This window comes from Pelosinus propionicus DSM 13327 (genome assembly GCF_900114615.1).
GTDB classification, from domain to species: Bacteria; Bacillota; Negativicutes; order DSM-13327; family DSM-13327; genus Pelosinus; species Pelosinus propionicus.
This window is the reverse complement of the sequence record NZ_FOTS01000001.1, coordinates 146,843-160,617: the sequence shown is the minus strand read 5'-3', so window position 1 is coordinate 160,617 and position 13,775 is coordinate 146,843. Positions and strand designations below refer to the sequence as shown.

Sequence of the window (13,775 nt, the reverse complement as noted above, 5' to 3'; positions counted from 1 at the left end):
TGAAGATATTAGAATGAGCTTCAAATTAGGATATAACTTTATCTATTTTTCTTTCATAAACAATAGTATTCAATATAACTTATAAATATCCTCTTTTCCCTCTTGACAACTAATATTTTTTTTGATAACAATTTTAAAAATCATCGGGCAATCCACTTTGCCGGAATAAATAACTCTTCAAAGAGATGAATCGCATAACTATCTGTCAGACCTGCGATGTAATCAACAATAGTTGCATCCAAACCCCAGAGACTCTCACGTTCTAAAAATTCCCGTGGTAAACTTTCAGGATGCACGGTAAAGTACTCATATAGTTTTTGAATGATATATTTTGCTTTTTTTCGATCAGGCTCCAAATCTGCTGAATGATATACTTTTCGAAACATAAACTCACGAAATTCTTCCATAGCATTTTTTACTATAGCCGAGATACATATTTCATTATGTCCCTCAGAAGACCGAATCATATCAGAAACCATTACAGTAATCATATTTGACGGGTTTGTTCCTAATGTCTTTGCAACTTGCTCTGGCAAATCAATAGTTCTGATCATGCCTGCCCGAATACCATCATCATAATCATGGCATAAATAAGCAATACGATCGCCAATTCGTACAACGTTTCCTTCTAGAGTGAAAGGCTTGTTTACACCCGTATGGTTTAATATGCCATCTTTTACTTCCAATGTTAAGTTTAATCCTCGACCACTCCGTTCGAGATGTTCTACAACTCTTAAACTTTGTTCATTATGATGATAACGGCCAATAATTTCACGCAAAGCATACTCACCAACATGACCAAAAGGAGTGTGTCCAACATCATGTCCCAAAGCAATGGCTTCAATTAAATCTTCATTTAACATTAATCCTCGTGCAATGGTCCGAGATATTTGCGAGACCTCTAGACTATGAGTCATTCTCATGCGATAATGATCGCCAGGCGAAATATAAACCTGGGTTTTATGCTTTAATCGGCGAAAAGCCTTACTATGGATAAGACGGTCACGATCGCGCTGAAAAGCTGTTCGAAACTCACATGCCTCTTCTTCTTTGTCCCGTATTGCTTCTCTACTTTTACTGGCAAAGGATGATAACATCTTATATTCTTGTTCCTCAATACGTTCACGTATATTCATAATATCCCCTCCGCATATTACTCCATTATCTTAGTCTTTTTAAGATGAAATATGTTTTACCTCATTATTAGGTTTAATAAGGAATAAATCTCATATACTCTTTCAGCATACCAAGCATTTACACCTCCATTTTCTTTCAAAATCTGATATAATATTAATAAGGATTGGTGTATGGTTTACTTACACGAGAGGAGATTATTATGAAAACTAAAACTTTCATACTTACTTTATTGTTAATGCTGTTATTTACAGCAACTACTCTTGCTGCGAAACCCACTATTACTGCTGATCAGCAATACTTTGATATTAATACCGGTTTATATGTATTAAATGGAAATGTATACATAGAAGTTAAAAACCGTGTGATTACTGCAGATCAAGCAAAAGTTAATATGGGATCATTAGAAGTATGGGGAAATGGCAATATTACAGTAAAGCAGGATGATATTTTTTTCACCGCCGATAGTGTCTATGTATATGGCGCTCAAGACCGAGCCATCGTCGAAGGAAACGTACATTTCACTCGAACAAATCTAAATGTTATAGCTAATCGCGTTGACTACAACTGGCGAGATAAAAATGCCCAATTTACTGACAATGTACAAATTCAACAAAATGGAAACTCTTGGTCTGCAGATACAGTAAAATATAACATAATAACTGACACATTCTTGTAAGAAAAGAAACCTCCGGATTTTCACCGGAGGCTTTTTTATATTTGCGAGCAATAATCCACACCAAAGATATTAGTTTGTTTTTTGCTACAGATCAATTCCATAATTTTATTGGCGGTTTCTTCAATTGCCTTATTCGATACATCAATAATAGGGCAGTTTAATTTATGCATAATACTTTTAGCATATTCTACTTCCACTTTGATTCGTGTAGAATCAGCATAACAGGATTCCGGGTCTAATCCCATAGAACGCAATCGTTCCGCTCGAATATTATTTAATTTGGCAGGATCAATAATTAAGCCGACAATTCTTTCTGTAGGAATTTCGAATAATTCTTTTGGTGGAGCCACTTCAGGTACCATCGGCACATTTGCAACCCGCAGTTCTTTATGAGCCAGATACATGCTCAAGGGTGTTTTTGAGGTACGCGATACTCCAACTAGTACAACATCGGCTTTTAGTATCCCGTCAGGGTTTTTTCCATCATCATATTTTACCGCAAATTCAATTGCTGCAACTCGCTTAAAGTAAGCTTGATCCAAGGTATGAACCAACCCTGGCTTTAATTGCGGCACAAATCCCGATACATGCTGCACAGCATCTATCATTGGCCCCATAATATCAATCGTAGGAATATTATAACGCTGTGCCTGTTCTAATAACGCTTCTCTTAATTCGCGTCCTACAATAGTATGACAAATTACACTCGTATAATTTGCTGCATCTTCTAAAATTCTTGCAATTTGGACGGTACTATTAATATAAGGAATACGAATAATTTCAAACGCACCAGCTTTAAATTGACTTGCTGTGGCTCTAGCGATCATTTCCGCTGTTTCACCAATAGAATCCGATAAAGCATAAATGACTGATGTTTTACCTATGACGCTCCCTCCTATACATAATTGTATTGCATATTTTACTTAATAAAAAAGATAATTCCAAATTACATATATAATACGTTAAAATCCTACAAAATCCTCTTCTTAAACACTCTCTTTATAACATTTTGCCAACAAACAACGATAATTATTACTTGCTAAAAGTAAAAGAGCCTGCATCCATTGTACAGGCTCTTTTACATATATTTATAAAGCTACGATTTTACTTAAGTCTGCTATATTAGCAGTAAGATCTGTAATTCCTTTGAGCAATGCCAAACGATTGTTTTTAACGGCTACATCTTCAACCATAACCATAACTGCACCAAAAAACGCATCAATTGGCCCAGTCATCCTGATCATTACATTGAGTATACCATAATAGTCTTTTCTTTTTGCCATACTTTGAATGTCTTCATATGCATCTTTATAAGCAAAATAAAGAACACGTTCCTCATCTGCTGTAAATAAGCTTGCATTAATTGCTGGAACATCTATAACATTTTTGATTAAATTGCCAACCCGAGTGAATGCTTGCACAGCTTTCTGCATTTCACTGCTGCCGCTATGATTTGACATAGCCTTAGCTCTCAGCCAAGTATCATATACATCATCTATGCTAGTGCTCATTACAGCATCAACAATATCATAACGTATATTTTCATCCGTCAAAACATTTTTAATTCGCAAGCGGAAAAACTCTTGAATTTCCATGAGCAACTTCTCTCGATTTTCAGGAACAATCTCTAGCAAATCCATAGTTTGAACCAGTATCGCATCCATAGAAACATGATAGCTGCTATCAATTAAGATGTTAACAATTCCTAATGCCTGGCGTCTTAATGCATAAGGATCTTGAGAACCAGTTGGTATTAGACCACGACTGAAAGTCGCTACGATATTGTCCAATTTGTCAGCAATACTAATCACTTTTCCTGCTACACTTTCCGGCAAGATATCACCTGCAAAGCGGGGTAAATAGTGTTCGAATATTGCTTGAGCTACCTCAGGTTGTTCTCCATTTAACAATGCATATTCTTTACCCATAGTCCCTTGCAATTCGGTAAATTCGCAAACCATCCCTGTTACCAAATCGGCTTTTGCTAGTTTGGCACTTCGTTCAATAATTCCATTTACATGTTCAGTACCTATAAATTTTGCAATTGCTAAGGCAAGCTGTTCAATACGTATGGTTTTATCATAAACAGTGCCTAATCCCTCTTGAAAAACAATCGTCTTAAGCTTATCTAATCGATCAATTAATTTTATCTTCTTATCTTCCTCAAAAAAGAACTGAGCATCGGCTAATCTTGCCTTGAGTACCCTTTCATTACCATGACGAACAATCTCAATATGGTCGGCATTGCCATTACGTATCGTAATAAATACAGGTAAAAGCTTTCCGTCTTTTGAGACCACAGGAAAATACCTCTGATGCTCGCGCATAGGCGTAATAATAGCCTCTGGAGGTAATGATAAATATTTCTCTTCAAATCTTCCACAAAGAGCTGTCGGATATTCTACAAGATATACTACTTCTTCTAATAAATCTTCATCAATTGCCGCAGTACCACCTTGGCTTAGGGCAATTTCCTGAACTTGTGCACGAATAACGCTGCGTCGCTCTTCTTGATTCACCATAACGTAATTTTCCTGCAATACAGCAAAATAATCATCCACAGAATTTACAATTAATTCACCTTTACTTAAAAAACGATGACCACGAGTCGCATTCCCTGTTGACACTTCTGTAATAGTAAAAGGAATGATCTCGCCACCAAAAAGCGCGACTATCCAACGGATAGGCCTAACAAACTTTCTATCAAATTCAGCCCATCGCATGTTCTTGGGAAAATTAAGACTATCAATAATATTGCCTAAGATCTCAGGCAATAAGGTCGTGACAGGTTTACCCAGTTCATGGACAAGAGCATATACATATCCGTCTTTTACCACCAAATCAGCTGGATCGACACCTTGCCCTCGGGCAAATCCTTGAGCAGCTTTTGTTGGCAGACGATTTGCATCAAATGCAATCTTTACAGAAGGGCCTTTATTTTCACTATTCTTATCAGCTTGTTCCTCTACTACATCTCTCGCAATTAATACTAATCGTCGAGGAGTCCCTAATACTTGAATATCCCTATAGCCTACTCTAAGTTCATCAAATTTAGTTTTAGCAATATTCTCAAGCTGACTTAAAGCTCCTGACATAAATCTTGCAGGAATTTCTTCCGTACCAATTTCAAATAATAAATCTTTTGCCATAATTATATACCCTCCTTAAGCAAGGGGAACCCTAATTTCTCTCGTTGTTCTAAATAGCCTTGTGCACATAATCGAGCCATATTACGAACTCTTCCAATAAAACCAGTACGTTCACTAACACTAATTGCACCACGAGCATCCAATAGATTAAAAGTATGAGAGCATTTTAACACATAGTCATAAGCCGGTAATACATAGCCAGCTTCTATGACTCGGACGGCTTCCTTTTCATACATATCAAACAACTGAAATAGCAAATCCGTATCAGCAATCTCAAAATTATAATGAGATTGTTCTACTTCATTACGGTGAAAAACATCGCCATAACTAACGCCAGCCACCCATTCTAGTTCATACACATTTTCTTTTCCTTGAATGTACATTGCCAAACGCTCTAAGCCATAGGTGATCTCAACCGATACGGGTTTTACATCAATACTCCCAACTTGCTGAAAATAAGTAAATTGGGTAATTTCCATACCATCTAACCAAACTTCCCAGCCAAGTCCCCATGCGCCTAATGTAGGAGATTCCCAGTTATCTTCAACAAAACGAATATCATGCTGACTGGGATCAATTCCTAAACAGACTAAGCTTTCTAAATATAATTCTTGAATATTTGCAGGTGAAGGTTTCATAATAACTTGAAATTGATGATGCTGTAACAAACGATTAGGGTTATCTCCATAACGCCCATCTGCAGGACGACGCGAAGGTTCCACATACGCAACATTCCAAGGTTCTGGCCCTAAAGCTCGTAAAAAAGTCGCAGGATTCATTGTACCTGCTCCCTTCTCCACATCATACGGTTGCATTAAAATACATTTTTGTCCAGCCCAGAAGTTTTGAAGTGTCAAAATAATCTCTTGAAAAGTCACTAATAATACGCCTCCTTAATAGTAAAAAACTTTAATCTACATCATGTCTTTGGTAAGATGCAATCCTCAACCTTGCTAATGCAAATAAAAACCTCCCTATCCACAGTAACATATCGTTACAGGGACGAGAGGTTCTCCCGCGGTTCCACCCTGATTGACCATGAGTCCATGATCCACCTTAAGTTATAGCAAGTTTTACTCTTCCACCCAAAAAACATCGAGAATTTGTGCAGAATTTCCTCTTACGGCTTAGGAATGCCTTTCACCCATTACATCGCCAAGCTTGCACCATCCCTGGCTCGCTAAAAACAATAGGATACTTTTTTCCTTCATTGCCTTAATTTAGTTAAAATCATAACAAAAGTTATTTACATTGTCAATGGTATATAGCATTGCCTAAAGTCCACTATTTTTATGAAACTCATTCTTTTCTTCATCTATGATGGTATCATCATCTGATATTCTGGTCTCTGTAGTACTGCCATCATTTCGCACAACTTCAATACTGCATCGTTTAAACATCGCTATTAATACTCCCAATGCTGCAATTTGCGGTAACACAACAGCTCCAAGAGCACCAAGTGTTACAGGTATTTCAACTAATGTACGTCCTTCACTTTTTATACTAATTTTATTTACATTGCCCTCATGGATAAGAGCTTTTATCTTGTCAATTACTTCTCCAGATCGTACAGAAAACCCCTCTGTCCACTTTGCTTCTCTTTTCTCATCTAATTCGATTAACGTATCAAGTAGTATCCCTTGATTTCGTTCTAATGCCTCTTTGGCTTCCCGATAAGAAAGACCTGTGCGTCCCCTTATAATATCAATTTTTTCTAATGTTATTTCTTCCACAATGAAATCCTCCTAAGAAATATTTTTGTTATTATTTCCAACAGTAATAATCCTTATTCAAAAATTCCAGTTTATTACATCGCACTAATTCTTAGTTCTTATTACTTTCGGGTTGCATTACTTCAGCAACTTGTTTTAGAAATTTCATCGAATTAAGAGGCCTTTCGAGACATTGCATCAAATATTCCATCAAAATCGTCTCTGTTTGCATTAAAACTGCACCACTCACAGTAAATTTAACTGGATTCTTCCAATCAATATGCAATAAACAATCGATAAAATCAACTATTTTATGATTTACTTCTGGCAGTTTTCCATGGTCACAATTTGAACAGATGCAGCCTGCATTTAAACAACAAAAATAACCAGGTAACACTAAAGCTTGTCCACAAATAACACATTGTTTAAAATTAGGATAGTATCCCATAATCAATAGCATTTGCCATGCCCAAGCTAAAGCTACCACACGTGGATTACGCATAGGAAGTATTTTTAGTACTTCTATTAACAAGTCAAATACTTGAGGTTCAGGCTGTTTTTCCGGACAAAGCTCTGCTACTAATTCTGCAATAAATGTGCCATAAGCCATGCAGTTAAAATCCTCTTGTATTTGCCGAAAAGAATTTTTCATCTCACATTGTTTTACAGAATCATAGTTTTTCCCTGATATCATTCTTACATCCATATGAGTAAAAAGTTGCATCCCTCCAGCTAAAGGACTCTTCGGCCGTCTAGCTCCATTGGCAAATGCAATAATCTTGCCATATTCACGAGAAAATAAAGTTACCATCTTATCTGCTTCACCCCAATCACGTGCTGCAACTAAGATGGCTTCTGTTTGATATTGTGCCATATTTCCCTCAATTAACCTGATGTTTAAATATAATTGAATATGTAAGAGGCGTTCACAATGCATACGCCCCCTATTTGTGTAATTCTACATAACTTTAATTCCAAGAGATTATAAGTCGATCTTAGTAACTGCTGGTATTTCAGGTATCACGTTAGATTCAGTGCATGAACGATAGATCAAATATGCTTCAATTTGTCCGGTGCTTTGGAAAACTTCCCACATTAAATCCCGTAACAACACTTGACATCATCCCTTCGCACATATTTTTTTGATACGACTTTCCAACTTCCTCGCCTTATAAACCTCCTTCCTATGGTATCTTCTTTTATAGCTAAGCTTCACCCTCATCTGTTTTAGGAAGAGGCAGGGCTTTTACCCTAACTACACGAAAGCCATTGACCTGCAGCAAGACGAAGCTATACTCACCAATTGTTACCTCATCCCCAATTTCAGGACGTCGCCCTAATACACCAAATATATATCCGCCAATGGTATCCTCTTCATGTTCTTCCAAGCGAATATTTAATAAATCTGCTACATCTTCTAATAGTACTCTTCCATCAAATTCATAAGTATTGTCCGGCATACGTTGAATTTCTGGTTGAATCAATTCATCATGCTCATCTTTAATATCGCCAACAATTTCTTCAATAATATCTTCCATAGCAACCAGTCCCGCAGTACCGCCATATTCATCAACTACTACTGCAAGATGAATTCGCTTGCGCCGCATCATCTGCAAGATTTTAGCCACTGACATTCCTTCGGGGATAACCAATATCTCCCTCATTATCGTTGTTAAATCTTTTTTTTCTGTATTACAAAGATCAAAATCCATTAAATCTCTAAGATGGATCATACCCATAATATGATCTTTATCTTCTAAACATAACGGAAAACGAGTATGATGCGTTTCACGGACTACTTTTATGTTTTCTTCGTATGAGTCATCAGCAAATAAACAAACAATATCTTGACGAGGCACCATAACCTCACGTGCTAGACGATCTGAGAAATCAAAAACATTATCTAAAAGATCACTTTCCATTTGGTCTAAGACCCCACCTCGGTGGCTGGCACTAACAATCATCCGTAACTCCTCTTCCGAATGAGCTAAGTCAGATTCACTCGTTTGCTTTACCCCCAAAAGCTTCAGGAAAAACCAAGCAGTGTGATCAAACAACGTAATGACAGGATAACCAATTTTATGGAATATATATAATGGCCATACTACCCAAAGCAGCATGCTTTCTGCCTTTTGAATAGCCAATGATTTCGGAATTAATTCACCGATTACTACATGCAACAAAGTAATAATAGTAAATCCAATAGCAACTGTTATGCTGTGCAGCACCAACTGTGATCCTGGCAAATAAGCAAATATTAAAGGTTGTAAAATAGAAGACATAGCCGGCTCCCCAATCCATCCTAAAGCCAATGAAGCAAGTGTAATCCCTAATTGAATTGCACTTAGGTACGTATCTAGCGAAGAAATAATCTTTAACGCTAATTCAGCTCGTGAGTTTCCTTGCTGTACAAGTTCTTCTATACGAGTTTTACGAATTTTCACCAAAGAAAATTCCGCAATTACAAAAAATCCATTTAGTAAGACCAATAAAAAAGCTGCCATCAAACTTAGCGAGCTATATAAAGGCGACTCGATAGCGCATCTCTCCCTCAAAATATTACGGTTCAGCAGTGAAAACTAATCTTAATGCTTCCTATGCAGCTCTTGCAATATAATTTACAAAAACAATTTATCTAACTAGAAAATCCTCAATGAATTATTCCCTTAATTTATTATAACCCAATTTGTCATAATAATATTAACCCTTCCAACATAAAGACCGATTTCACCTCTCTTTACAAATGATACCATCTTGTAGCATTTCGGTCAATAAAGAATGGCTATCACAATGTAATAGCCATAGCAAATAATTTATCCAATGAGGTTTTAGCAACCACATTTTACTCATAACCAAAGCTTCGCAGACTGCCTTCTTTATTACGCCAGTCTTTTTTCACCTTGACCCATAAATCTAAGAATATTTTTGATCCTAAAAGATTTTCAATATCAACTCGCGCCAGTTTCCCTACTTCTTTTAGCAGTTGTCCTTTCGCACCAATTACAATTCCCTTCTGAGATTCCCGTTCTACATAAACAACAGCTCGGATATATAAATCTTCATTTGCTCTAGTTGTGATTTCCTCAATATCCACAGCAATGGAATGGGGAATTTCATCTCGCGTAGCGTGAAGGACTTTCTCACGAATCATCTCGGCAATTACTAAACGTTCTGGTTGATCCGTAATCATATCTTCCGGATAATATTGAGGACCAGGCTCTAAATATTTCTTCACCTCTGCAATTAAACCATCCAAATTGGTATGTTCCATAGCAGAAATAGGTACTACACCTACAAACTCATAACAAGAAGAATACTTTTGTATGATTGGCAGCAGTTTGGTTTTGTCGATCTTATCGATTTTATTAACTACCAAAATAACTGGTGTTTCAACTAGTGATAATAAATCTAGTATGTATCGCTCGCCTCCACCAATATCCTCAGTAGCATCTACAACAAAGAAAATTACATCTACCTCACGTAGCGTATTTTCTGCTGCTTTAAGCATATACTCACCTAATTTATGCTTAGGTTTATGTATGCCAGGCGTATCAATAAATAAAATTTGTGCATCATTTAGCGTGAGAACACACATAATTTTATTACGCGTTGTTTGGGGTTTATCTGACATAATCACGACTTTTTGTCCAATAAGACTATTAATCAAAGTAGATTTACCAACATTTGGTCTGCCAATTACTGAAACAAACCCGGATTTATGATCTTTATTAACTTCCATGATTCTTTTCTCCTGACAAATGTTTTTTTTCAAACGAATAAGGTAATAACTCTTTTAATGTAACAATGTATTCTTCCTCTTGTAAATTACTCATGATCACTTTACTAATACCAAACTCAGACATTACCTGCCTGCAAGCTCCGCAGGGAGCTACGGGTTTTATCGTATCCGCCACAATAGCAATCGTTGTCAGCTCTTGATTTCCTTCAGAAACCGCCTTAAAAATAGCTGTACGTTCTGCGCAGTTAGATAAGCCATAAGAAGCATTTTCTACATTACAGCCCGTATAAATTTTCCCATCATTTGTTAATACTGCCGCACCTACTTTAAAGTTAGAATAAGGCACATAAGCAAACTCTCTTCCAGATTTGGCTGCTTGAATTAATTTTTTCATAATACGCCCCTTTACTTTTTAAAGTTTTAAAAAAAAGAGCATATACCCCACAACTAATGAAAACATAGCGCTAATCAGCACAGCTCCAGCAGCTACGTCTTTAGCTATTTTCGCCAGAGGATGAAACTCTGGCGAAATCATATTCACCAGCGTTTCCACTACCGTATTGATCATCTCTGCGACTAAAACCCCTTCTATCGTTACTAACAAGATTAATATTTCATATTTATCTAATGAAAACCACCAAGATAGAAATCCTGCAATTACCCCCGCTACAATATGAATTTTCATATTGCGTTCATGCATAGCGCAATATGAAATTCCTTCAAAAGCACTTTTAACAGAAATCAGCAAATTTTGTTTCTTCTCATTATACACGAGTAATGCCTAATAAAAGTAAAATATGTTCTTCTTCTTGGCGCATTTCTGCTTTTTCATCCTCTGTCATATGGTCATATCCCAATAAATGTAAGATGCCATGAGTTGTTAAGTAGGCCAATTCACGCTCTAAACTATGTCCATATTCCTCTGCCTGTCGCGCTGCAGTTTCAAGAGAAATAATAATATCACCCAATAGAATCTCTTCTGGACCATTAACGATTTGAGGCTCTTCTCCTTCATTTAATGCAAAAGACAATACATCCGTAGAGCAGTCTTTTCCTCGATATTGTCGATTCAATTGATGAATGTAATCATCATCAGCCAAAACAACACTCACCTCAGTATGAGGCTCGATTCCGTAGACTTCAGCAGTTTTATTTAACACCGATCTCACTATCTGTTCCATTTCCAGCGTTACTATCATCTTTTGCAGAGGACTGCCTATTGCTATTTCCATTCTTTGCTTTTCTCCTCTCCAATTCTTTCAATGTATCGGGATATTCAATTCGGGTGTGAAACATACTAGAAAGAACTCGAATAAATACATCGCCGATTACGTTCAAGTCTTTTAATGTTACATTACATTCATCTAATTGCCCATCATGCAAACGTTCTCGAATGATCTTACGAACAGTTGCTTCTATTCGATTCTTATTGGGTTTGCCAATGGATCGTACTGCCGCCTCACAAGCATCCGCTAGCATAATAAGAGCTGCCTCTTTACTCTGAGGTCGTGGACCTTCATACCGAAAATCCGCCTCAATAATGCATTCACTATGCTCGTTTTCGGTGGCCCTTTTATAAAAATAGGACACTAACATTGTACCATGATGCTGCTGCACAATATCAATAATAATCTGAGGCAATTTATACTCACGGCACAGATCAACACCATCCTTGATATGTGACGTTACAATTAAGGTACTTAATGAAGGTGCTATTTTATCATGAGGATTTTCATTACCTGCCTGATTTTCCACAAAAAAGTAAGGTCGTTTAATTTTACCTATATCATGATAATATGCTCCTACACGCACCGTCACAGGATCTGCATGGATATAACCTGCAGCTGTTTCAGCTAAATTTCCAACTAGAACACTATGATGATAGCTTCCTGGAGCATCTAAAAGCAGTCGTTGCAGCAAAGGATGATTAGGCTGCGCTAAATCCAATAACTTTAAGGGGGTAGTGATATTAAAAGAATTTTCTAAATAAGGCAGGAGCCCAGTTGTAATGACAGAAGCTGCAATACCGCTTACAATACCCTGTACTCCTTGCATGAGAATTTGCGCACTATTTAATTGCTCAATAAAACCAGTGGCACCAATCACTACAAAATTAACGCCAGCAATAATAATTCCTGTCTTTGTCAGACTATAGCCATGAGCCATTTTTGACACACTATAAACGCCAATCAAGCTTCCAATTAACACTGTTGACACTGCTCGTAAGTCATGTTCAACAATAATGCCAAATAACAGTGCTAAAGCAACACTAATCACTACTCCTAGACGAGCATCAATCAATATGGCAACAAGAAGAGCTCCAGCAGCAATTGGAGCTGAAAAATCAGAATAATAATGAGCAGCCTTCCCCAGTAATAAGGTTACCAGCGTAATTAAGCCTAATAATACCAAATGTAAATCATTTGTATAAATAGGATATGCAAACCGATACATATATCCCAAAATAATAATCATGACTGCTATAACAAAAATAGCAAGTCCAAATATGCGCATTTCATTAACATGCCCTTTTGACAAGCCCAATTCCTCTACAGCATGAATTTGTTCTGGGGTAACAATATCCCCGCGCCTTACCATTAGCTGCCCCTTTTTTACAGTCTCCCGTACAGGCTCCATACTATTAACAGCCGACTGTTTACGTTTATCCGTTTCGCGAACATTTAAAATAAAGTTGGGTTTTAATAGTGCTTGCCCAATTCCAGCTATTACAGACTCAGTCCTTTTGTCTAAACCCATTTCTTCTGCTTCAATTACAATATGCTTTCTAGCAATATCTAAATCATCATCACGTATACCTCTTTGAAAAAATTTACGTAAAATAGATTTAGACTGTTCTTCCGCATTAACCATTGATGCCGCATCAAGATGTACTAATCCGTCAAGAACATTATTAGGTAATTGCAGCGGCAGTCCCTGCTGCAATTTTTGTTTTTTCTGCTCGACTGAAGTTAGCTCTTTATTTCCAACAACCTGCCTTGCCTCGCTAAAAATCGCACCAATATTCTCTTCAGCTTTAGCGATTGCAGTAACATCTAAATCATAGACATTCGCTACACTGGCCAATACTTCATCCTCAAATTTTTTTGTCTTTATTACATCTACATATGCAACCGTCCTTGGTGCTATTACATCGCGATCACTAACTTGTCCTACTTCAAGAGAAACTTTATCTGAGACAAAATCGGATGATAAAATAATCATGAACAAAAGAAAAAAAGCTCCGCCCAATACAAGTCGCCGTGCGATTGGCTTTCCATATATACTTGTAGGTTGAGTAAAAAATTCTCGCAACTTATTATTTAATGATATCACGAACTTCAACTCCATATTTAGCAACATGA

At 37.0% G+C, this 13,775-nt stretch carries 14 protein-coding genes and 1 other annotated feature; of the genes, 1 reads left to right on the top strand and 13 read right to left on the bottom strand.

Translation table 11 applies throughout. From position 1 onward, the window contains the following. Positions 1-140 precede the first annotated feature (140 nt). Positions 141-1,136 (bottom strand): deoxyguanosinetriphosphate triphosphohydrolase, encoded by a 996-nt coding sequence (locus BMZ99_RS00750; RefSeq protein WP_090931974.1) that lies wholly within the window; start codon positions 1,134-1,136, stop codon positions 141-143. A gap of 200 nt (positions 1,137-1,336) precedes the next feature. Here BMZ99_RS00750 and BMZ99_RS00745 point away from each other — a divergent pair, with 200 nt between their 5' ends. Then, positions 1,337-1,813, top strand: coding sequence for an LptA/OstA family protein (locus tag BMZ99_RS00745; protein ID WP_090931972.1), 477 nt, complete (start codon positions 1,337-1,339; stop codon positions 1,811-1,813). Positions 1,814-1,848: 35 nt separating this feature from the next. On the opposite strand, the gene BMZ99_RS00740 is transcribed toward BMZ99_RS00745, so the two are convergent. The 12 genes from BMZ99_RS00740 to BMZ99_RS00690 all read right to left on the bottom strand — a co-directional run bounded on the left by BMZ99_RS00740 (position 1,849) and on the right by BMZ99_RS00690 (position 13,746). Continuing rightward, positions 1,849-2,679, bottom strand: a complete 831-nt coding sequence (locus tag BMZ99_RS00740; protein ID WP_281246727.1) for a pyruvate, water dikinase regulatory protein — start codon at positions 2,677-2,679, stop codon at positions 1,849-1,851. Between the two features lie 222 nt (positions 2,680-2,901). Then, on the bottom strand, positions 2,902-4,962 hold the full coding sequence (gene glyS, locus BMZ99_RS00735; protein ID WP_090931968.1) for a glycine--tRNA ligase subunit beta: 2,061 nt from the start codon (positions 4,960-4,962) through the stop codon (positions 2,902-2,904). 2 nt (positions 4,963-4,964) lie between these two features. Further along, complete coding sequence (glyQ, locus tag BMZ99_RS00730; protein ID WP_090931966.1) at positions 4,965-5,840, bottom strand: glycine--tRNA ligase subunit alpha; 876 nt, start codon at positions 5,838-5,840, stop codon at positions 4,965-4,967. A 117-nt stretch (positions 5,841-5,957) separates the two neighbouring features. Continuing rightward, positions 5,958-6,182: a binding site (T-box leader), on the bottom strand. Positions 6,183-6,236: 54 nt separating this feature from the next. Next, complete coding sequence (locus tag BMZ99_RS00725) at positions 6,237-6,695, bottom strand: DUF4342 domain-containing protein (protein WP_090931964.1); 459 nt, start codon at positions 6,693-6,695, stop codon at positions 6,237-6,239. Positions 6,696-6,786: 91 nt separating this feature from the next. Next, on the bottom strand, positions 6,787-7,611 hold the full coding sequence (recO, locus tag BMZ99_RS00720) for a DNA repair protein RecO (RefSeq protein ID WP_245754750.1): 825 nt from the start codon (positions 7,609-7,611) through the stop codon (positions 6,787-6,789). A 45-nt stretch (positions 7,612-7,656) separates the two neighbouring features. Continuing rightward, positions 7,657-7,770, bottom strand: a complete 114-nt coding sequence (locus tag BMZ99_RS27535) for a YqzL family protein (RefSeq protein ID WP_139214730.1) — start codon at positions 7,768-7,770, stop codon at positions 7,657-7,659. 109 nt (positions 7,771-7,879) lie between these two features. Continuing rightward, entirely contained in the window at positions 7,880-9,178 is a 1,299-nt protein-coding gene (locus BMZ99_RS00715; RefSeq protein ID WP_090931962.1) for a hemolysin family protein, read from the bottom strand. A 338-nt stretch (positions 9,179-9,516) separates the two neighbouring features. Next, positions 9,517-10,413 carry a GTPase Era gene (gene era / locus BMZ99_RS00710; protein ID WP_090931960.1) on the bottom strand — a complete coding sequence of 299 codons (897 nt, stop codon included), beginning with the start codon at positions 10,411-10,413 and terminating at the stop codon, positions 9,517-9,519. After that, positions 10,403-10,807 carry a cytidine deaminase gene (locus tag BMZ99_RS00705; RefSeq protein WP_090931958.1) on the bottom strand — a complete coding sequence of 135 codons (405 nt, stop codon included), beginning with the start codon at positions 10,805-10,807 and terminating at the stop codon, positions 10,403-10,405. The genes era and BMZ99_RS00705 overlap by 11 nt, the downstream gene beginning before the upstream one ends. Positions 10,808-10,825: 18 nt before the next feature. Continuing rightward, complete coding sequence (locus BMZ99_RS00700) at positions 10,826-11,185, bottom strand: diacylglycerol kinase family protein (RefSeq protein WP_281246725.1); 360 nt, start codon at positions 11,183-11,185, stop codon at positions 10,826-10,828. Further along, positions 11,178-11,612, bottom strand: coding sequence for an rRNA maturation RNase YbeY (gene ybeY, locus BMZ99_RS00695; protein WP_090932062.1), 435 nt, complete (start codon positions 11,610-11,612; stop codon positions 11,178-11,180). The genes BMZ99_RS00700 and ybeY overlap by 8 nt, the downstream gene beginning before the upstream one ends. Further along, positions 11,563-13,746 (bottom strand): HD family phosphohydrolase, encoded by a 2,184-nt coding sequence (locus tag BMZ99_RS00690; RefSeq protein ID WP_090931956.1) that lies wholly within the window; start codon positions 13,744-13,746, stop codon positions 11,563-11,565. Before BMZ99_RS00690 ends, ybeY begins: the two co-directional genes overlap by 50 nt. Between the last annotated feature and the right edge of the window lie 29 nt (positions 13,747-13,775).

Bases quoted from the DNA above. Each gene is read 5' to 3' on its own strand.
- BMZ99_RS00750 (WP_090931974.1), bottom strand. From the start codon at position 1,136: ATGAATATACGTGAACGTATTGAGGAACAAGAATATAAGATGTTATCA.
- BMZ99_RS00745 (WP_090931972.1), top strand. From the start codon at position 1,337: ATGAAAACTAAAACTTTCATACTTACTTTATTGTTAATGCTGTTATTT.
- glyS (WP_090931968.1), bottom strand. From the start codon at position 4,962: ATGGCAAAAGATTTATTATTTGAAATTGGTACGGAAGAAATTCCTGCA.
- recO (WP_245754750.1), bottom strand. From the start codon at position 7,611: ATGCATTGTGAACGCCTCTTACATATTCAATTATATTTAAACATCAGG.
- BMZ99_RS27535 (WP_139214730.1), bottom strand. From the start codon at position 7,770: ATGTGGGAAGTTTTCCAAAGCACCGGACAAATTGAAGCATATTTGATC.
- BMZ99_RS00715 (WP_090931962.1), bottom strand. From the start codon at position 9,178: ATGGCAGCTTTTTTATTGGTCTTACTAAATGGATTTTTTGTAATTGCG.
- era (WP_090931960.1), bottom strand. From the start codon at position 10,413: ATGGAAGTTAATAAAGATCATAAATCCGGGTTTGTTTCAGTAATTGGC.
- BMZ99_RS00705 (WP_090931958.1), bottom strand. From the start codon at position 10,807: ATGAAAAAATTAATTCAAGCAGCCAAATCTGGAAGAGAGTTTGCTTAT.
- ybeY (WP_090932062.1), bottom strand. From the start codon at position 11,612: ATGATAGTAACGCTGGAAATGGAACAGATAGTGAGATCGGTGTTAAAT.